The following is a 21,016-nucleotide window of genomic DNA, read 5'->3' as shown; positions in this document are numbered from 1 at the left end:
GTCAAAACGTCAACCTTGCCAAGCATCTGTTCACTAAAAAATCAAATATTGTCAATTTCATTGTATAATGTTGAGACATGAATCCTTCTAGTGGCAAAATTGTGGCATATATTGTTTGGAGTTGATACCAATTTTGCCACAAAAAAGCCAAGACGGATTTAATAAAAAGAGGTCAACTATTTGTTTTTTTTACGCTACATTTCCTTCAATCCTCAACAGGACATCCAAACCAAATTCATAAAGCCAATGAAAGACAGACACTAAATATAGTAAGCCAATCTCTTCAAATCTTCCATAAATTTTGTTGAAATTTGTCCCGTAGAGGTCACTACTCGGGACAAAAGAAAAATATCATCTTTTGTCCCTTTTTTTTTGCCCGTAATCTATTGTTTACCAGATAGATACAGTTAACCATTTCATTGACTCGGGCGGTGCGGATTTTCTGTTCTTGAAATGTGAAATTTTCGGGAAAAATTAAACCAATTAATTCTCTAGAATCAGCTAAAGTCCCACCATCAAAGGCTTCACCTAGCTTTAAAAGGTTTTCCAATCCAGTCGTCGTTAAATGCTCTATACTCGCCCTATCGTCCTCTACATTACCCATCTCTTTTTCCAACTTACTGATAATTGCATTGTACTCAATTTTCATAAGATTGTAATCTTCAGCATCGATTTTCTCGGTAACTAATAAATTTCTGGCCACTGATAATTTCTTTTCATAAACTGCAATCTGCTCAAGGGACTTCTTTTTTTCATCAGCTATTACTCCAGTATGCTCTCTATAACCTTCAAGCAGAACTGCGGCATATAGCTTCTTAACTTCTTCTAAAGGTTTAAATTTATTTAAATGTTCTTTAAAAATCTTGTTGGCTATTTCAGAATTCACTCTCCATTTACATACTTTATCACAGTGATAATAGTAGTAATATTTATTCCTTCCTTTACATTTACTTCCTGTTAACTTCTGACCGCACTTTGGACAAAGAAAAAAACCTCTCAAAGGAAAATTCTCAATAGTCTTAATTTTCGGCCTGTAGGTTCTTGCTTTACTATCAAGAACGTCTTGAACCCGATAAAATAATCCCTCAGTGATAATTGGCTCATGCTGTCCATTTACCCATCTCTCCTCTTCATCTCTATACTTAGGAACAACTATCTTTCCACAATAAAGAGGATTTCTTATAATAAGCCACAAGTTGTTCTTAGAGATACCAAAGCCTTTCTCTTTGGCCATTTGGTAAATAGATTCAGTACTAAAAATATTTTTCGCAATCTGTTCAAACACCCATATAACTTTTACGGCTTTCTCAGGCACAATGGCAATATTTTTTTTTCCATCTTCTGTAACTTTATTAGCATAACCATAAGGGGTCATACCCATATGCCTTCCCTCCTTCTTACCCCTTCTAAGCCCCTGAAAAGTATTTAATGCCCTTCGGTCGTTTTCAACCTCGGGTGCGGCCAGGTAAAATGCAAGCATCATTTTGTTTTCCGGAACACTAAGATCAAGTGGCTGTTCTATTGCCTGCGGCTCTATACCTAATTTTCTTAATACATTGATCATTTGGTAAGCATCACCCGCATTACGGCTGAACCTGTCCCACTTCATAAAAAGAACCAAATTAATTTTATTTTTATTTTTTTTTACATCATCAAGAAATTTTTTCCACTGAGGCCTGTTAAAAGTTTTTGCTGAATGATCTTCATAAATTACATTACGTATCTGTATTTGGTTTATACTGCAATATTTTCTTAGCATTTCTTCCTGATTCCGTTGGGAGAATCCTTTTTCTGCCTGCTCGTCAGTACTTACTCTGATGTATTGGATTGTTTACATATTATGCTGTCTTGAGCGAACATATTAATTGTAAAAAACAAAGTAAGAATTATTATCTTTTTCATTTTTATTATACTTTTTTATATGAGTAGATAAATACCAACATCATCTATTTAGTTTAGCCAATATATAGAAAATTTCTCGCCGAAGATATGTTTAGTACTGGAGCTATTTAATACATAACTGCAATCCTCGTCATTTGGACGAAATCAAAAAGATTTAATATTATTCCTATATTCGCTAAAAAGCTTATAATTGCGCAAAGCCAGCTAAAAAGGTCTTATTGGTACCATTTTATTAGCTGGTATAAATTAGTTGACAGAAAGTTTAAACCAAAAAATATGGCCAGCAGTTTTATAAATATAAAAAATATTGGATATTGGGCAAAAGATGGTTTTGTAGAAGCCATGCAACTTTGTTTGATAAATGAAATTGAAATACAAAATCTTGATTCAATAGAGTGGATTAATGAATATAAAAATGAGTTGGCGCTGGAATCATTACCGATGATTTATGGCGGAATGTCAATGAGTCTTGACGAGTTTATTAATACAGATGAAAGAAAAGCAATTGTAATTGAATTGATTGATGTGATTACTAAAAAAATAGAAACGACAGATGATTATTTAACTGGTCCGAGTCTGCATGAGATTAGAAAAAGAGCCATGGAAATACTTTTGGAAACAAATATGCTTGAATTTAAGGATCAAGAAGATTTTGAAAGAACAGTTAATGACTCTGGATGGGACATCTCTTTAGGAATTAAAGATGTGAAAGACAGGTATAAACATTCATTTAAACTTTTGAAAATGCTACTTAACGGAGAAATGAATTCAACAGCATCATCACCAGAAACTTATTGGAACTACTAAAAAAAACTTCTGCCAACAAATGTTAACTGTTATTTCACAAAAACATATTTATATGAAGAACTTTCCTTTGATTTTTACTTTTCTTTTACCACTACTGTGCTTTTGTCAATCTGACAAGGACTTTAAATATATTGCCCAGGATAATGATGGCGGGAAAATCTATATCACAATTCCTGAAAAAGAGGGTGATTATTTAAAATTTTGGATAAGTCATACTATTCCCGTGCGACCTGCGAAAAACATAGAATTAAAAGAAATATTCTTTGGCGGAAATCGTGAATTGATGTTAGTGGAATTAAAGTACCTCGAAAAAACCTATACAGTAATTAAAGTAATCACGTATGACAAAAAGGGGAAAATCGAAAAATCAGAAACCCCTGCAATAAGATTGGAAAAAATCTATCCTGAATCTTTCATGGATATTATTGCAACGGAAGTATGCAAATTATAGAAAAAAATCTGCTAAAAACTACTACAACGTATATGGGCAATTAAATTATTCCCAGGTTTGCACAAGCATCTTACTCTATACCCAGCCAAAATCAATAAAGTATTTTTAAAACAGTTTCCATGTATTCAACCAAAATATTTACCGGTCTATGCTTTTTTATAGGTATTCTGCTTCTTGCAGTTGGTGCTTATATGAAGTTAAATAATATTTTATCAACTGGCCAATCCTACAAAACCCGTTTAGGCGTTAGTATGAACGCCGAATCAATTGACGGAAATGGAGCTTTATTTTTCGGAATACTTATTTTAATTGTATCGCTTGTTAGTAATCGAATTTATATTTCCCAAAAGAAAGAGAGAGACAAAAGAATCGAGGAAGAAAACACCCTTAATTAAAATGGCGGCCAGTAAAAAACGGGGTTACCTTCCTAGGTACTATCTTAATTACCTAATTAATTTTAATATTTTTTATATTTGTTTTAACAGAGAGGAAACTTACTGTGATCATTCACTGGATGTTTACCTTGTGCAGCCTCAATTTTATTGGGGCTGTTTTTTATGCCTTTTTCAAAGGCAAACAGAGAGAAAGACTTCTGTTCCTTTTCTTGGATGCTTTTGATGTAATTTGGTTCAAAACGTTCATTTTTCTTCCACATATAATAAATTATCATCAGCAATTTCTTTTGAACGGCAACATAGCTTTTCATTTTGATTCCGTGCTTATTATAAGTTCGTTCAAATAATTCCTTAAATGGTTTTACTTCGCATTTTATAACAACAAGTGATGGCATATGCATTGCTCTTCTAATTCTGGAATTACCTTTTTTTGATATTTTGGTTTTTCCAATCCTGCTTCCTGATTGGGCTTCTATAACATCATAACCTGCGTAAGAAACCAATTGTTTGTAGTTATTGAAGAGTTCGAAACCATTAGTTTCGGCTAAAATTGTTGCTAAAGTTAAAATCCCAATGCCTTTTATTTCTAAAATATTAGCAACACGTTCAGCTATTTTTGCATCTGATTTTATGTGGTTGTTGATTACTTTTTCCAATTCTTTTAGCTGTTTGTCAAATAAAATTATAGTTTCTTTTAATTGATTTGTTACTGGATCGACTTGATGCATGGCAAAATTTAATGCATCGAATTGATTTTTTAAAACCGTTTTTAATTCGGTTACATTTTGATGTTGTCTGGTATATAGTCGTAATTCATAAAAAAATGTTCCCATAGGCTGCCAGGTATCCAAACATTGCTCGGCTCCCATCTGGGATAATCCTTTGGCATCAATACTATCATTTTTTGATTTTAATCCAACTGCTTCCAAATATTTTTTGGCCTTATTGGGTAAAATAATAGAAACCGAAAATCCTTTTTCAAATAAATAATAAGCGCAATTTTCATGATAAATCCCTGTAGCTTCCATACATACAACAACTGGAATATTTTCCCTTACGTGTTTTAACACCCAATCTTGTAAAGTTTTAAATCCTTTTTTATTATTGGAAATTACAGTACTTGATTTTACAACTACTTTTTGTTTTTCATCAATACAACTCATACAAGCATTGATCTTTTTGCTTGAAACGTCTAGTCCCACAGAATACTTTAAATTCATAATTCCATATTTTAGAATAATAAACAAAAAATTAAATTGGTCTTTGCTCATTTTTTATACAGCATCTTTATCTAAAATAAAGTGCTTAAGTACTATTGTGACTTAAAATGTAATTAAAACTAAGAGGATTTACCTAGTGTTTACAATATCATCAATGATGTATTTCGCCCCGATAGAATTTTGCAACTTAGTTCTGTTTATCAATAGGTTATATTCAAAGATAAGCTTTTGATATAATTATGTAAAGATATGAGCCCCGATAGCAGTGAAAATCCTTTTGTGCCGGGGTTCGGCACAAAAGATTGGAACGGATAGCGGGAAAAAGCTCCAAAAAAACAATATCAAACCGAAAAAGATACAACGAAAAATTACGATCATGAAGACCGTAATTCTCAAAAACCGATCAAAGACCCAAAAACCGCAGCCAAAACAGCAGGCCCCTATGACCCGCAGCACCCTTAAAAGGAACCCCAAAGCGGCCCCAAAGACATAACGGTGAAGGACATAGAAAAAGACCTTATAGAGAATGCCCCTTCAAAGGGGTCCCAAACGGATATGGATACTGAGAAGAGCGATGAGGATGAAAGTGATTCCTTTGAGACCATAGCGCCCGAAAAGGATAATCCAGGAAGGAAGGAATTCGAAATCGGAGAACTGGGCAACCAGGAGCTTCAGGAAGATAAATGCACAAGGGACGCGTCAGGTCATGGGGCATTGGGCAATACTAAACCTTGTCAGCGAAAATTTTACTATACTGAAGATTTTATGCCAATAAAAAGACCGTTATTCCTAACGGTCTTTTTATTAACCCTGGGGACAACCTGCTTTTGTAAACTATAATTTATCGGGCAAAACCAAACTAAGACATTTGTGACGCGATTCTTATCGCATTGCCAAGCCGTTAGAAAAAGCCATCTCTATTCCAAGCCTTTTTTGAAACAAAGCAGGATTGAATGAAGCATTTACCATCCAATAACCGCCTGTGCATATATTTCCTCCATTCTAATTTAAATAGTGTAAAAAGACATAAAAAAAAAAGTCCAGCTTTTACAATCCACTGGAATTATAAAAGTAAAATTTTGAATTACCTTTCCATAAATCAAATTTTGATCAGGAAGCAGAGCAAAATGATTCTAGGTACAACCAAAATAGAAATTGAAAAGTAAAATTAGAGCCCTAAAATCAAACCAATTTTATATATAATCTTAAAAAAGTAAAGTATTCCAAGTTTTGTGGTAGAGTCTTGGCACATGGCGTTTTTTTAAAAATGAAAAAACAGCAAAATCAAGGTCTCCCAAATTTAGGTTCGAAACTTTTAGAAAACTTATGGAAGATAAATATTAATAGAGTATTAATTTGAATTTAGGTGCAGAATCGGTGCATCTAGTTTCAAGAAACAAACTACAACACTGTTAAACAAATACTTAAAAGATTAAGTTCGAATGATTACTAGCCTGTTTATCTTATTATTTTTATTCTTTCGGATTAGTTCGAGTCCTGTTCCCGTAACTCATAAAAAAAATAACTTACTAAACTCAAATCCAAAAATAAATCTTCAAAACAGCAGTAAAAATTACTAAACTTTTGCTGAAGCAGATTGTCCTGCGGTTGAGTCGTTTCAGATGAGTTCTGAGTGTCAAATTCTTCCTTTCAATATGGTTTGTCCCAAAACGTTTTATCGAATGTAGTTTCTCGTCAATCAGATACCTGTAGTTTTTAAGTCTCTCTGTAAATATCTTTTTAGCCTCAGATAGTTTTAGAGTTTCCAAAACACGGTTCAGCGTTTTATTGGTTCGTTTTCCAACATTAAAACTCACAACTGTTTTAGAATTCTTTTCCAATGCATAAACCAGCCAGGTGTAATTTTTCTTGTGTCTGATATAAGTACACAGCTCATCGACTTCGTAAGTTTTGCCTTTGCTGATAATTGGCTTGGAAATACTTCTTGCGATAGAAATAATCCTTTTCAATAATGTTGTAGTAGAAATATTTAATATTCTTGCTGTGCTTCTTATTCCTAAACCCTCTTTGGTTAATTGAATGTATTTTGATTGATATTTAATTTGTAAGCTTGATTTGTATAACTTTCTATAAAACGGTGACAGCACATTTTACAGTAGTACTGCTGTTTATAGTTTTTAGTTCTACCATTTCTAATAACCTTTTTCTCGTTACATTTTGGACAATTTACATCATCACTAACTTTGGAACACCATGTCGAATTTTTATTCATTTTAGCACATTTAAGGCAATAATAAAACAAAAAAGATGAGCATCACTGCTCATCTTAAAATTATTTATTTCTAAAATTTGTTCAATTTCAAAAAGGTTAGAAATCTAAAATCTTGTATCACTAACTTTGAAACACTACCATTTTTATGCGATATTAATATAAATATCTGATTTTCTGTAAATGTTAGATACAATAATTAACCACCAACACATCTGATACATTACCCGATTTTACCACCCTGGAGTGCTCTTAAAAAGACCATTTTATAATAAACGGCCCGTATAAGGAACTAACGTAAAATTGAAACACTACCCAAATTAGATGCATTCATATCATTACCTTTTTAATCTTTAACGAACATGCGATCGTCAGCTAATAATATCTTTCTTTTAAATTTAGATTTTGCTGATGGATATATAATAGATACGAATGGATTTTTAAATTCTTTGGGTATTACTAAACATGTATCTAAAACTAAAATACCACTTGAATCAATTTTGAAATTAAGCTCAACATTTGAAGGCTTTATTTTTAATTTTGATTCATAAAAAGAGCACAATTTCTTTTCATCTATTTTCCCACTAATTTTAAAATTAAGAATTTCCTTTCTATTTTCAAATATAACAACCTTATCATTTCTATAGGCATATCCTGTGATTTCTATCTTTCTGTTATTTGAACAAGAAGTTAAAATACAAAAGCTAGAAAATAAACCTATTATTAATTTATAATTTTTCATTTATCATTATTGTTTAAATATCCATTACTATAATACCTCATAATACTTGCTATTTGACCTCTAGTTGCTGAACCCGTTATGGAATGGCTTTACTTTAATTTATCTTATTTAAAGTTATTGAGCATTTTTTATTTTTTTTCTTATAATGATAATAAGATAACCTGATTTGTTGAGTACTATATTTTTCAATTTTGTACTCTTCATTATCCCAAACAAAAATAGAGTCATTTTTTAGTGACCAAGTTCTTGAACCACTTAACAAATCACCGTCATTATTGAACAAATCAAAACCAGTATATGATTTCAAATATTTGTCATAACTTCCATTTTTATTAAATCTAAAATAAACTCTACTCTTAGCACAATAATCATTATACTGCCAATATTCGCTTTTTTTAGTAACAAAAGTATTTTCTAACTCCCTCTCTTTTCCACAAGATAGCAATATTAGAAATGCTATCAAAATAAGTTTTCTATTCATTGATTTTTTTATAAGATATTGGATGAGTTTTACCTTTATATACAGCCTCTAAACTTAGAGAGCCCTTTTGAAGAGCACCATTTAAACCAGGACGTTGTATTTGAAATCCACCAGTATTTGTTTTATTAAATGAATCCATTTTAGACAATATTTCTCCCGTAGTAAAATCAGGACTAGCATCCATGTTTAATAAGTAATTTCCAAAAGAACCAACGTTCCCAGTTTTAAAATCATCTGTCGCAGAACTGAATGATTCATCTTTCATCTGGTCAACGTAAACATCTGCATGAGTTGATAAATCACTTTTAAAATTAGGATTTTCATTATCCTCTTTATGTCCATTTTCATGCTTCATAATACTCTTAAAATTTGAAATATTATCATAATCTTTACTAAAACCACCTTTTGCATTCAAAGAAATAGCTGCTCCAGTAGTATATGCTTGGTTATCTGTTGATGTTTCTTTTCCAATACCTGTAGTAATTTTAGTGCCTGCATCAGTACCAACTTTTCCAGCATAAAATGCACCAATTTTACTCATTGCAGTTCTGGAACCTCGTGAAGTATCAAGTTGTGAAGGACTATACAATTTACCACCAATTTGGATTTTTACACTATTTCCAACTTTAGTATCTTTTACAAAATTACCACGAGCATCAAATATATGGTCATTAGGAGCCATTCCATCTGGGTGTATAAAATAAATTGGATTATTAAATGCATAATTATAAGGGCTGTTCTACGCATTTTTTCTGCAAGTGGGTCAACATTCATCCATCGACCAATTGCTGGGTCATAATTACGTGCGCCATAGTCGTAAAAGTTAAGTCCCAGCTCGTCCTGCAATTCTTTTCCGTTATACTTGAACTTGTAGGGGCTTACAACTATTTTTACAAGTTTTTACTTGTTAAATATAAAATTTTTAAGAACATAATTTTAAAGGATAAACTTACTATTTTATTACTCAAATCCAAAAATAAATCTTTAAAACAGCTGTAAAAATGACTAAACTTTTACTGAAACAGATTGTCCTGCGTTTAAGTCTATTCAGATGAGTTCTGAGTGTCAGATTCTTCCTTTCAATATGATTTGTTCCGAAACGTCTGATAGAATGCATTTTCTCATCAATCAGATACCTGTAGTTTTTAAGTCTATCTGTAAATATCTTTTTAGCCTCAGATAGTTTTAAAGTTTCCAGAACACGGTTCAGCGTTTTATTGGTTCGTTTTCCAACATTAAAACTCACAACTGTTTTAGAATTCTTTTCCAATGCATAAACCAGCCAGATGTAATTTTTCTTGTGTCTGATATAAGTACACAGCTCATCGACTTCATAAGTTTTGCCTTTGCTGATAATTGGTTTGGTGATATTTCGAGCGATAAAAACGATTCTTTTTAATAATGTTGTTGTTGATATTTTCAATATTCTTGCCGTGCTTCTTATTCCTAAACCTTCTTTAGTTAATTGAATAATATTCTGGTTTATATCTCCTTTATAAGCCAGATATGCATAATTTTCAACTCTGGTTTTCCCACATACTCTGCAAATATATCTTTGATTACCAGACTTTGTCTTTCCATACTTTATCATCTTTCGAATATCACCAACACATCTGTAACGCCTAGTCTGGTTTGACTCCATTTTTTTTCGATTTAAGGCATTATAAAATAAAAAAACAGCCCAAAGGCTGTTTTAATTTTTATGCGATATTAATATAAATATCTGATTTTCTGTAAATGTTAGATATAATAATTAACCATCAACACATCTGATACATTACCCACTACCTACCATTTGGTAAAATAAAAATAAACATATAAAATTGACATTAAAATGCTGAGAGCAATTCTAAATTTTTTATCATTAATTATTCGTAAAATAATTAACACATGAATTAGACCAACAAATAAAAATCCAACAGCCCATATATCAATATTTTTATCGGCAGATGCGCCTGAACCGTTTATTAAAAAAATATTTAAATTATACAAAAAGCATAATATTTCAAAAATTATGATATTTAGAACAGTTATTACAAACATTCTCATACTTAAATTATTTTACGGTTACGGTTATATTATACTTTTCTTTCATAGTTTTTACAAAATCATTGACCAAGTCTTTACTTGAACCACCTTTTAAAAATGCTGAAGCAAAAGCTTTCAAATCTTTATTAAAAGATTTTATAGTATGAGCTCCTATTATACCTTTTCCTTCATTTGAGGTAAATGCTCCTTTTGTACCACTCATTCTATTTCCTGATATGCTATCATCCGTATGATCGCTGCTATATGTAGGAACACCTTTAACAGCTGATACACTCCAAGATTGATGTGGAGCCATATTGTAAGAAAACTCTATTTCATTTTCAACATCAGCAAATTCATCACCATTTTCTTTAATTAATTCCATTAATCTTTCTGTGTAACCTTGGCCAAATGCCGCTCCTCTACTATGAGTATAAATTTGAATTTTTTCAATAATTTTACCTTTTGAATTTCGTTGTAGCTTAGACAAAATTACTTTAAATTCTGACTTAGTCATAGCCATTCTACCTGCCGCTCTTCGTTCAAGTGGATCATTTCCATCAGTATAACCACCTTTTTGAATTCCTCTAGTAAAATTTGATGGATCATAATCAATTACTGGGTTATAATTACCAGTTGAATTATAATATCTGTCTCCATCAACATAATGGATTTGCCCTCCTGGATTTGCAATCCCCGAACCTTGAATTGTTGCGACAATTTCTGATGTCCAATAACTTTGACTCGCTCTTTCACTATCAGCACTAACCCTACCGTTTATCAGAATAGGAAGTTCCCCATCCCGATCTAAATAAACTATTGGACAATTAAGAGCATAAACATAGGGCGAAGATTTTTCTAGCATTTCTGTTTTAGGATCCACATTCATCCAACGACCAAGTGCAGGGTCGTAATTCCTTGCACCATAGTCATACATCCCAAGCCCCAGCTCGTCTTGAAGCTCTTTACCATTGAACTTATACTTTTGTGCATCATTATTTCCTAATGAAGTATTTGGCGGATTATACCCATTATGCTTCAACCCAAAAGGATAATAATTGTTTTCTTCGATAATTTCAAGAACATTTGTGGTTGGGTTTTTAGCATAACTCAAACGTACATTACCCAAATGGTCTTTGTACTGAAACACATACGAGAGCACTCCTGCATCGTTTTTTACATAACCCTCAGCCGTTGGAAAAAACTGCAACACATTATCTTTGTACTGAAAACCTCCCAAATAATCGGTGGTAGTTTCTACTGCTCCCTCAATTACAATTTTCCTTAACTTTTGTCCTGCCGCATTGTAAATATACTCAATAGTACCCGTTGTGCCAAAACTAATTTTCTTAGGCAAATTGAGTTGGTTGTACTGTATCTGGGTGATGTTTTTGTTTTTATCAGTAATCATGTTGCCATTGGCATCATAGCTGTAATCATCACCACTTTTATTGAGATCTTTAAAACCAGAATTATCATTTCCTGCAACGCTCTCCTCAACTTTTACCAGCAAATTAGAATTTTCATTTAAATAGCCATACGTTAGGTCATCAATCACAAAGGGTAGCATCTGAGGATCGGTGTCCCCGTTTCTACCCAACGATACAATATTTCCGTTTTTGTCGTACGAGAGACTTTCATTGTAGGCATTGGTTACCAATCCGTTTTTAGCATACATCGCATTAGTCAATCGATTTAGATTATCATACTGGTAGCCATAACCACGTTCGGCATTATCCGAAGCCGTTTTCCAAAACGTTTCTGCAATGTTTCCGTTGTAAAGTGCCCTAACAGCAGGATTCATTGGGTTATCACTATAATTTAGCTTAAAAGCAAACAAATCTAACGGATCGGTATCTTGCTGTAAATTATCCATTTTATTAATCTCCGTCAGCCAGCCTCTAATATTGTAACTAAAATTAACTTTCTGCATCGGATTTCCTGTGCTGTTTCCCACACTTTTGCTTTTCAGCTGTCCTAATTCGTCATATTCATTAGCCGCCAAAAGCATTACCGTACCCCCATTAATCTGGTGCGTGTGTGTGAGCAAGCGATCTTGCGCCGTATAGGTAAACTCTTCTCGTATACTGATCTCGGTGTCCCCAGAACTGCGCTTGTGTCTGGTAAGGGTGTAAAGTGTTTTTCCCGAAAAATCGATTTTACTATTGGAAGAGGTGTACCCTCCTAAATGGTTTTGAGTATAGCTGCCTATGGGTCTGGCTTTGGCATCATAAAAAGTAGTACTGGTTTCACCTAATATCGCTGCAACGGTGGTTACCGTACGGATCCAACTACCTGTGGCAAGTGTTTTAGTATTGGCCAAAACAGTTTCTCCTTCGATACTCGTAGGCACTGCCGGAGCATTGGGATAGGCATAATTATCGTAATAATTAACAGTTAAGAGTTTGAAGGCCTTAGGCTCTATATTGTTGCTGTAATTGACCGAAATCCCATCGATAGTACCTGAAGTTTCTTTGCTTTCGAACAATAACGTGGCTCCATTTTGAGCGTCCTGCAATGACTTTCGTGCCGCTGAGGTACACATTTGACCGCTCCAGCCTGTATAGACAGGCCTGCCAAAAGCATCGTATTTGGTAATGAGCCAACCCTGTGCTGTTTCGTCTTTAAAAGGTGAAAAAGCAGGTCCTGTGGCTACAGGTCGGTCTAGTTTGTCATAGACAATAAACTCCCATTGTTTGCCCGGTAATTTTTTCTCGACCAAGCGGTTGCGATAATCGTATTTGTATTGGTAACAGAGTCCGTCTAAGACGTCAGAGTTAATAGCGCCTGATACTTTGGGTGGCAGTACGTATGTTAGATTTCCGTAAAGATCATACACATAATAAGTGTCGTGTTTGTCACCCGCAGCATAGGTTCTTTTGAGTAGTACCTGTCCTTCTTTGTTTTTAAATTCTATGGTAGCACCCGCAGTCTCTATTGGAGTTGCAGTGGTATTCTCATCGTAGGTTACGGTTTTGTACAATTCGCCAGCAGTATAAGTACCGTCTTCTGCAAGGCTAATTTCGTACAAACCAGAACCCGCTTGCCAGTTCGCTGTGGCTCTGTATAATTTTACAACATCAGTAGCTGTATTGGTCTGATAGTCTAGTTTGATTTCATGACCAGAATTCATAGCCCAAGAGCTACCAGGTGCTACTTGTTTTAAGACCCTGTTTAAGGGTGAAGCTTCTAATTTCTTTTCAGAAAAAGGATTATCGGTGTTCTGATACTTGTTGTTGTAAAATACTCTTGTGGCATCTATAGCAGATGTTGGATCTATTTTTGGATAATAAGTACCGCCATTAGAAGCAGTGTACGGCAAATACTCCTTGACCTGCCTGCCAAAACCATCATACGCTACAGGGGTAATAACATCCAAACCATTATTTCCCTGCCCGATAGCAATAGTTTGTATCGGACGACCCAGACCATCAAAATACGTCACATTTTGATTGATTTCTTCTTTGGTCAACGTATTAAAATTAGCCGCTTGCACCGCTTTTTTGGGCGCAGCAGTGTAAATAAAATTATCATCGCTGAAGGTTTGGGCTTTCAGTCCAAATCCTGTAAACAAAAACATTATTATAATTGGTATATATTTTTTCATAAAATTAAATGTCTTTTTAAAAATGTTTCAAATAACATACTACTGGTTTAAAAATTTACTCTTCGAGTTCACCAGGATTTAGACATCGCCCATTTGCGTTAGCATAAGCTTGTCCGTTTACATTTACTTCATTCCACGCTTTTCCATCTGCATCATTTTGCGATATATTAGACTGATATTTAGCATAAGGTACATAATAATACACGTAAGGATAAGTCGTTCCCGGAGGGCAATAATCATTTTTATAAATTTGTTGCATAATTTGTACACTGTAAAAAGTACAATAACCATTAGCGTTGGCATATGCCTGACCATTAGTGTTAAACATAGTCTGTGCTCTTGCATCTGCATCAGCTTGGGAAACCGTTGAGGTAACCGCACCAGAGGCCAAACTAAAACCAACATTAGAGCCTGTTCCTCCTGAAGCACAATTGTTTTTAGTGAAACTACCCCCTATGGCACTGCTATAAAAAACACAATAACCATAAGCATTGGCATTGGCCTGACCTTCTGCATTAAAATATGTGAGAGCCTGAGCATCGGCATCGGCCTGTGAGATCGTAGAGGTAAAACTACCTGCAGCAAGATTAAAGCCTACACTCGAACCAGATCCGCCAGAGGCGCAATTGTTTTTGGTAAACGCTCCACTTCTGGCAACACTGTAAAAAGTGCAATAACCATTGGCATTGGCGTTGGCCTGACCTTGTGCATTAAAATAATTAATAGCCTGAGCATCCGCATCGGCCTGTGAGATCGTAGAGGTAAAACTACCTGCCGCAAGATTAAATCCTACATTGGAACCAGCCCCCCCTGAAGGGCAATTGTTTTTGGTAAACGCTCCGCTTCTGGCAACACTGTAAAAAGTGCAATATCCATTAGTATTGGCATTGGCCTGACCTTGTGCATTAAAATAACTCAGAGCCTGAGCATCGGCATCGGCCTGTGAGATCGTAGAGGTAAAACTACCTGGAGCAAGGCTAAAGCCTACACTAGAACCAGATCCGCCTGAGGCGCAATTGTTTTTGGTAAACGCTCCACTTCTGGCAACGCTGTAAAAAGTACAGTAACCATTCGCATTGGCATTAACCTGACCTTGCGTGTTAAAATAAGCAAGCGCCTGAGCATCGGCATCAGCCTGTGAGATCATAGAGGTAAAACTACCTGCAGCAAGGTTAAAGACTACACTCGAACCAGATCCGCCTGAGGCGCAATTGTTTTTGGTAAACGCTCCACTTAATGCTCCACTACTAAAAGTACAATATCCATTAGCGTTGGCATTGGCCTGACCTTGGGCATTAAAATAACTCAGAGCCTGAGCATCGGCATCGGCCTGCGAGATCGTAGAGGTAAAACTACCTGCCACAAGGTTAAAACCTACACTAGAACCCGATCCGCCTAACGCGCAATTATTTTTGGTAAACGTTCCACTTAATGCTCCACTGCTAAAAGTACAATATCCACTAGCATTAGCGTTGGCCTGACCATCAATATTAAATTTGTTTAAGGCTTGGGAGTCCGCATTAGCCTGAGAAATAGTTGAAGTGACAACTCCTGCCGATTGGCTATACGCAACGCTTGAACCAACTCCTACTGAACCACAACTATTTTTTGTAAAAGAACCACTCAAAGCAACACTGCTAAAGCTACAACCGCCCTGAGCATTGGCATTGGCCTGACCATCGCTATTAAATTTATCAAGACCTTTTGAATCTGCATCTGATTGCGAAATAGTCGAAGTCACTGCACCTTCAGCCTGGGCAAAAGTTATACTTGAACCAGTACCTCCAGCTCCACAATTGTTTTTAGCAAAGAAACCACTTCTGGCCATGCTTTTATAAATATAAGTAGAAGTAGAACTGTTATCACTACAATCTACTTGTTGCCCCTTATAATTGTAACAGTATTTTTGAAGGATATTTAAATCTTTATCTTTTATAAATTTAAGGCGATTAAAAGCGTCGTACTCATAATAAGATGATATTCCTTTAGGATCCGTAATACTGGTAACACCAACAAGGGGATTATAAGTGTAGGTTGTCACCATAGACTGCTGAAAATTAGCTCTTAATGCATTTAAAGCCACACGTAAAGTTTGTTCTTTACAACTGCTAGACATGCAGTTGTCATTGTCTAAATCAGACAAATTTTGTAAATTCGATACGTATTGCTCTACTGCTGTATACGTCGCATTTTCTATCTTAGCTATAGGCTGTGTTTTATTATACCCCCAAATAATGCTTACTGGAATTCCGCTCTCTGGAGTATATTGCAAAACATTTCCTTTATCATCGTATTGATTGTAGACGATTTTCTTTTCGAGATTTCCAACATTTAGAATACTGGGTAAATCATTAGGAAACTTAGCAGAGTACACTTCTTTTGGAAGCAGTAAATTACCTGTTGAGGCATCTTTAGCAAAAACTGTTTTATTCTTAGAAAATAAGTTACCCCCCTTGTATTGTTCTGTAATTATGGGTGTGCCAATTCTATTTACCGCTTTTAGTTCCGACATTAGCGGTTCGCCCAGTAGATCATCGGGATAAAAATATTTGGTTTCAATTATTTCTCCTTTAGAACTTTTTGTAGTCTGTGACGTTAGTTGCGCATGTGCTGGATTATCATATATGTATTCTTCCTCTCTTTTTAAGATTTTCCCGTCTAGATTTTCTTCAACCGTTTTTTTATCCATATAATACCAGGCTGATATTAGTCTGAATTCCGAATATGAATAAATATGATATCTGGATTCATTACGAGCATAAACATGTAAATCTATACTTCTCTTATAAAACTCATTAGGAAATGTTGGGTTATTTAAAGGAAAACCCGGTTCGTTACTAGACATAATGGATCCCGGCGGTGTGTCTAAAAAATTATAAGAAAACGTAGTTTTTCTTATAACATCCCCATTATTAAATTCATTGATTTGAGATGGTAATCCTCTTTTCCAATTATAGGATATTTTTGAAAAATAAGTCTGCTCACCATATCGTATATCATCATAAAAAGTAAAATACTTTTCTGTTTTTATTTTGTTGGATGGGTTATATACATCCGTAACTTTTTCGGTAACTTTTTTGTAAAATATATGATAGCCATTAAAACCAAATAAATCAGTAGGAATTCTGGAATGTTGAACGGCATAACTAACTTCACCCGACAAATAGTTGTTTTGCTCAGGGTTATAAATATTAGCAAAATAGCCATATTGATCAAAGTAAAATGGTTTTTCATACAATAATCCAGAAGACTGGCCATCAATATCATATTCAAAAGATCGGATACTCTTAACACTACCTGATTCTTTTGTTTTTATATCACCTATTCTAAGGCCTCCAACCGAAGTAATTGGATTTGGGACATTAGTTGAAGTCAAAAATGATATCGTGACAAATTTCTCCTGATTCTCTTCATTATCTTTACATCTAAGCACTAATTTGTATTTTTTACCTCCTTCTAAAGGATATCCGTGATAAGGTTTAGTCTGGTTTCCAACACCTGTAAGTACAAATTCAAGTTTGCGCAACTGTCCATTATCTTTAACTTCATAAAGTTCAACAACTACGTTATTTTCTGTTGTGGCTGGTCCCTGACTATGAATATTAAAAGTTACAGCCGGAACAGTGGCATAGTTTTCAGGTACAGTAAAAATTGAATCAACCACTTGTTCCTGATAGCTTAGTTGATCATCCACATTCGAATGAACCGAATAATGTGCCCAATCATAAATTGGTGTAGACATATCAACATTAGAACAAGCATTAAGTTCATATGAAAACTCCACTTCTCCTTTGGTTGGAAGCGTAACATTTTGTAGTACATTGGTTTTACTTTTCTCCAGATTAGGTAATTTCTGATTTAAATTGAAATCACCAAAAAGAATGTTCATTGTATATCTGTTGCAGTTATCACTATAATATCCCCAGTGATCTAAACAAGGCGTATATCTTTCCACCGCAGCTTCATTATAATAAGAAAAGACATAGGGATTTTCTCCTGTCTTTTGGAAACTTTTTAATTTTAATTTATACCCTGTATTTTCATTTACCAATAAACCTTCAAAAAGACCCGGGTCATATGAACTATCTGAAATACCAAAATAACCATAGTCAAACTTATAAGTCTCTACTTCGTTTTTATAGGTAACTTTTATATTATCTAAAGTTTTTGGGGCAGTCAACTGAGTTGTCGCCAGACCTTTTATATCTTTCCTGAAATTTTTATATAAGAAATCAATTTCATAATCCTGATTAACTTTAATTTTAGTTAAAACCTTGGTCGTAATTTCTGAGTAATAAGATGTAATTTTTTCTCCTCCTCCATAAATCGAATGATAATATCTTGTATAATCTTTATCATTCATCAAATTATATTTGACGGTTTCATAAATAAAATCTACCGTCTCATTATTAGACGTGATAATTTGAGTCAGGTAATAAGTATAGGAGTTGTTTCGAACTGAACCACTTAAGGCAGGAAAAGCCAAACAAGTATTTGTAGTTAAATTAGCAGTTTCTGTTTGCACACCATAGATGTATCTAACTCCTTCTGTATCTGTAATTTCAAAATAACCATTACCTGAGCCGTAAACAATTTTATCTTTCCCAAAAGGAATCTGTTTCGTTTCACGGTTACTAGCGAAGAAAAACTTTCCAGATTTATTTGAAGTTGAATAGTAAAATATATCTGGTTTTGTATCTATATTAAATTGATCTATTTGATTAAAAATAAAATAATCTGTATGGGGCTGCAGTAAACTATCCCTAACATTTGGCCTATCAAGACCCTGAAAATAATCAGGAAGTGGTAGTGGAAGTTTAAAATTTTTATCATGCGGTAAATTCCAATAAGGATTTGTGGGACCAGTATTTTCAATATCATTCTGCCCAACCACATTTTGCGTGATTTTCCCTCCTGCATTCAATTCCCAACCTAACCCCACATTACTCGCGATTTCTGAAGGTTTTAACCCTGAAGATTGGTAAGTTAAAGTTATAGGGATATTTAAATTCTTTAATTTGATAGTATGAATAGGAATGGAATAATTAGTAACTCCAGTAGAATAGTTAACAGGTACATCAACATATCTCATTAAAGAATTTGCCTCTGGTGTCGGTGGAAAATAATTATCCTTTCCCGTTTGAGACATTAATAAGGTAATTTTTAGCAAGAATAGTATAAGAAATCTCTTTTTCATCTTATTTATTTAATAGTTTTAATCACTTTGACACTTCCACTCCCCGCATCCGTCTTTACATTAATAATATAAATCCCTTCTGAATAACGACTCAGATCGAGAGGAATCGTGCGATTTTTAATGTCCAAGTGTTGCAGGATTCTACCTGAAATATCAACCAATGTGGCTGAGCCACTCTCATAATCAAAACCGATAATGATATTGGTAAATGTGGCTGCAGGATTGGGTATGGCCTCTATATTGGATTTCTTTTTCTCAATTTTTTCTTTGTCTTTTAATTTGACCACCCAAAAATCGTTACCGCCCATATTCGAATTTTTGTCTTTTGAGGAACTTGAGTTAGATGTTCCTGCCATCAAATAACCACCATCGCGGGTTTCGATTAACTTTCTAAGGATATCTTCGCCTCCACTGCCTACTGTTTTATTCCAAAGTTCTTCACCTTTGTCATCCATCTTTAGAGCAATATAATCGTTAATACCGTCTTTTTCCTTTGCAATCAAACCTTGCGCTTTACCCATCACGCTTTTGTCGTTTGAAGTCATTTCGCCTCGAGCGTAACCTCCAATCAAATAGGTATGATCACTATTTTCTACCAGTGAAGTCAGGATATCAACCTTTCCAAAATCATAGGTTTTGCTCCAAATCACGCCGCCTTCTGGGTCTAATTTTAAAATCCAATAATCAGTGCCGTTACTTACAATGCCACCAAGAGAAGTTAGCGGATTTTTGCTGTTGGTATTTCCACCCACAATGTAACCGCCATCAAAAGTCTGTCTAATAGCATACGGCTGATCATCGCCATCTGCGCCGTAGGCATTTTGCCACTGAATTTCTCCTACATCATTGATTTTTAGAATCCAAAAATCACCGACACCTTTGTTGGCAACTGTTTTATCGCCCGAGACTGGAGAACTGGAGTAGCCTGCTAAAATATAGCCGTTATCAGCGGTCTGTTCCATACTACGGAGTAGGTCTGCATACTGACCTCCATAGGTTCTTTGCCACTGAATCACTCCTCCTTTGTCCAGTTTTACTACCCAATAATCCATGTTGCCTCTACTTTTTTCTGACTTATTGTATAAATCTGATTTTGTAGTCAGGGAAGATTTTGCATCGAATTTTTCAGAGACTGGAGGATTAGAACTGGAAGAACCTCCTAAAATATAACCTCCGTCTTTGGTTTGAAATGCGCACAAGAGTTCGTCCTGACCACTGCCGCCAATAGTTCTTTGCCATTGCTCCTGACCAGAGGCATCTAACTTTATCATCCAAAAATCGGTAATCCCTTTACAGTCTTCTTTTTTCTGAAAACCTTTGGAAGATCCAGAAGTACCCGCCAGAATAAATCCGCCGTCTCTGGTAATTTTAATGCTTTGAAGCAAGTCAAAACCGCTTCCGCCAATGCTTTTTTGCCAATCAAGATCTCCTTTCTCATTCATTTTCCAGATCCAATAATCAAGATCTCCATGATTGTCGTCTGTTTTGTTTCCCGTTTTATTAGACAAGGAACTTCCAGCTAAAATAAAACCGTAGTCGGCAGTAGGTTGCGCATCAAAAAGATAATCGGCATGTTGTCCTCCATACGATTTTTCCCAAAGAACATCTTGAGAATAACTAAAAAACGATAAAAGGAAGAGAAGTAATAAGTAAAGTTGTTTCATTAGCGGTTTTTTGTAAGATTTAGCATGATTAAATTTCGCAAGCAAATCTAAATTATTTATTTGAAATAATTTTACGCGATTATTTATTTTACTTTCTCTTGTAATAGGACAATGAATTAAATTACAAATAAATTCGTGCAAATAATTGAATTATAGTGAATTACAAAAAAAACAAATCTTCAAATACTGCATTGTTAAAAAAAACAGGTATTTATACCTAATATTTTATTTATATAATATGGAAAAGCATTCATCTTTAAATTTTAAGATAATATTAGAATCCAGACCTTTA

15 protein-coding genes are annotated in these 21,016 nt (G+C 34.5%); 4 read left to right on the top strand and 11 right to left on the bottom strand.

Annotated elements, in window-relative coordinates; all coding sequences use genetic code 11:
• Positions 1 to 328: 328 nt before the first annotated feature.
• Entirely contained in the window at positions 329 to 1,819 is a 1,491-nt protein-coding gene (locus LNP22_RS13160) for a recombinase family protein (protein WP_229976384.1), read from the bottom strand.
• Between the two features lie 359 nt (positions 1,820 to 2,178).
• On the opposite strand from LNP22_RS13160, the gene LNP22_RS13155 reads away from it, so the two are divergent.
• The 3 genes from LNP22_RS13155 to LNP22_RS13145 all read left to right on the top strand — a co-directional run bounded on the left by LNP22_RS13155 (position 2,179) and on the right by LNP22_RS13145 (position 3,555).
• Positions 2,179 to 2,709: a hypothetical protein gene (locus LNP22_RS13155; protein ID WP_229973860.1), complete on the top strand. Its 531-nt coding sequence runs from the start codon at positions 2,179 to 2,181 to the stop codon at positions 2,707 to 2,709.
• A gap of 52 nt (positions 2,710 to 2,761) precedes the next feature.
• Positions 2,762 to 3,160 (top strand): hypothetical protein, encoded by a 399-nt coding sequence (locus LNP22_RS13150; RefSeq protein WP_229973859.1) that lies wholly within the window; start codon positions 2,762 to 2,764, stop codon positions 3,158 to 3,160.
• A gap of 119 nt (positions 3,161 to 3,279) precedes the next feature.
• Positions 3,280 to 3,555, top strand: a complete 276-nt coding sequence (locus tag LNP22_RS13145; RefSeq protein WP_229973858.1) for a hypothetical protein — start codon at positions 3,280 to 3,282, stop codon at positions 3,553 to 3,555.
• An 83-nt stretch (positions 3,556 to 3,638) separates the two neighbouring features.
• On the opposite strand, the gene LNP22_RS13140 is transcribed toward LNP22_RS13145, so the two are convergent.
• Positions 3,639 to 4,775 carry an IS110 family RNA-guided transposase gene (locus tag LNP22_RS13140; protein ID WP_229973857.1) on the bottom strand — a complete coding sequence of 379 codons (1,137 nt, stop codon included), beginning with the start codon at positions 4,773 to 4,775 and terminating at the stop codon, positions 3,639 to 3,641.
• A 495-nt stretch (positions 4,776 to 5,270) separates the two neighbouring features.
• Here LNP22_RS13140 and LNP22_RS13135 point away from each other — a divergent pair, with 495 nt between their 5' ends.
• Positions 5,271 to 5,615 carry a hypothetical protein gene (locus LNP22_RS13135; protein WP_229973856.1) on the top strand — a complete coding sequence of 115 codons (345 nt, stop codon included), beginning with the start codon at positions 5,271 to 5,273 and terminating at the stop codon, positions 5,613 to 5,615.
• A gap of 695 nt (positions 5,616 to 6,310) precedes the next feature.
• Here LNP22_RS13135 and LNP22_RS13130 read toward each other — a convergent pair.
• The 9 genes from LNP22_RS13130 to LNP22_RS13090 all read right to left on the bottom strand — a co-directional run bounded on the left by LNP22_RS13130 (position 6,311) and on the right by LNP22_RS13090 (position 20,724).
• Positions 6,311 to 7,008 (bottom strand): IS1 family transposase gene (locus LNP22_RS13130; protein ID WP_429670523.1). Its coding sequence is split into 2 segments (ribosomal slippage): positions 6,311 to 6,825 and positions 6,825 to 7,008, totalling 699 coding nucleotides; the frame shifts between segments, so codons are not numbered across the junction.
• Positions 7,009 to 7,351: 343 nt separating this feature from the next.
• Positions 7,352 to 7,747 carry a hypothetical protein gene (locus tag LNP22_RS13125; protein ID WP_229973854.1) on the bottom strand — a complete coding sequence of 132 codons (396 nt, stop codon included), beginning with the start codon at positions 7,745 to 7,747 and terminating at the stop codon, positions 7,352 to 7,354.
• A gap of 94 nt (positions 7,748 to 7,841) precedes the next feature.
• Positions 7,842 to 8,228: a hypothetical protein gene (locus LNP22_RS13120; protein WP_229973853.1), complete on the bottom strand. Its 387-nt coding sequence runs from the start codon at positions 8,226 to 8,228 to the stop codon at positions 7,842 to 7,844.
• Entirely contained in the window at positions 8,221 to 8,910 is a 690-nt protein-coding gene (locus LNP22_RS13115; RefSeq protein WP_229973852.1) for a hypothetical protein, read from the bottom strand. The genes LNP22_RS13120 and LNP22_RS13115 overlap by 8 nt, the downstream gene beginning before the upstream one ends.
• A complete protein-coding gene (locus LNP22_RS13110; protein ID WP_229973851.1) occupies positions 8,865 to 9,074 on the bottom strand; it encodes a hypothetical protein in 210 nt (69 codons plus the stop codon). Before LNP22_RS13110 ends, LNP22_RS13115 begins: the two co-directional genes overlap by 46 nt.
• A 118-nt stretch (positions 9,075 to 9,192) precedes the next feature.
• Positions 9,193 to 9,870, bottom strand: coding sequence for an IS1 family transposase (locus LNP22_RS13105; protein ID WP_229973850.1), 678 nt, complete (start codon positions 9,868 to 9,870; stop codon positions 9,193 to 9,195).
• 414 nt (positions 9,871 to 10,284) lie between these two features.
• On the bottom strand, positions 10,285 to 13,863 hold the full coding sequence (locus LNP22_RS13100) for a DUF6443 domain-containing protein (protein ID WP_229973849.1): 3,579 nt from the start codon (positions 13,861 to 13,863) through the stop codon (positions 10,285 to 10,287).
• A 55-nt stretch (positions 13,864 to 13,918) separates the two neighbouring features.
• A complete protein-coding gene (locus LNP22_RS13095; RefSeq protein WP_229973848.1) occupies positions 13,919 to 19,060 on the bottom strand; it encodes a DUF5977 domain-containing protein in 5,142 nt (1,713 codons plus the stop codon).
• Positions 19,061 to 19,065: 5 nt separating this feature from the next.
• Positions 19,066 to 20,724 carry a T9SS type A sorting domain-containing protein gene (locus tag LNP22_RS13090; RefSeq protein WP_229973847.1) on the bottom strand — a complete coding sequence of 553 codons (1,659 nt, stop codon included), beginning with the start codon at positions 20,722 to 20,724 and terminating at the stop codon, positions 19,066 to 19,068.
• Positions 20,725 to 21,016: the final 292 nt, after the last annotated feature.

This window comes from Flavobacterium flavipigmentatum (genome assembly GCF_020911905.1).
GTDB lineage: Bacteria > Bacteroidota > Bacteroidia > Flavobacteriales > Flavobacteriaceae > Flavobacterium > Flavobacterium flavipigmentatum.
The sequence above is the reverse complement of the archived record's forward strand: the minus strand, read 5'-3'. Positions and strand labels throughout refer to the sequence as shown.